The sequence below is a fragment of the Pseudomonas sp. I2 genome (assembly GCF_040984075.1).
GTDB classification, from domain to species: Bacteria; Pseudomonadota; Gammaproteobacteria; order Pseudomonadales; family Pseudomonadaceae; genus Aquipseudomonas; species Aquipseudomonas guariconensis_B.
This window is the reverse complement of record NZ_JBCGFQ010000204.1, coordinates 1-408: the sequence shown is the minus strand read 5'-3', so window position 1 is coordinate 408 and position 408 is coordinate 1. Positions and strand designations below refer to the sequence as shown.

Sequence of the window (408 nt, the reverse complement as noted above, 5' to 3'; positions counted from 1 at the left end):
AAAAATCAAAACTAAAAATATAACTACAAAGTTTAAAATATATACTAAAAATAAACAGATTACCACAACTCAATTCAATGGATTATAGAATAGACATAATACCATAAAAAATATCAGTCTACTAAAGAACAGTCTCTAACGATTTTAATGAAGAACTCTTACGGCTATCCCTTTGCGTTGATATCGGAAGTGATTTATCGGTTAGATGCCGCCAGTGGGCTGCACGTATTGATTCGTACGCAAAACATTGGCGATGAATTAGCACGTTATTGCGGGGTATCTATTTGTTATTTTTTTTGTTTTGTTCTTAGATTTGTTTTATTTTTATTTTATCTTAATGTATTATTTTTATTTATCGGTTTATTGATTTTTTTATCATTATTCATGGTTGGAGAAATGTTGGTTTTT

General features: G+C 28.4%; 1 protein-coding gene. It reads left to right on the top strand.

All coding sequences use genetic code 11. From position 1 onward, the window contains the following. Positions 1 to 147: 147 nt before the first annotated feature. A partial coding sequence (locus WCE05_RS26270) for a hypothetical protein (protein WP_368816876.1) occupies positions 148 to 408 on the top strand: 261 nt, incomplete at its 3' end.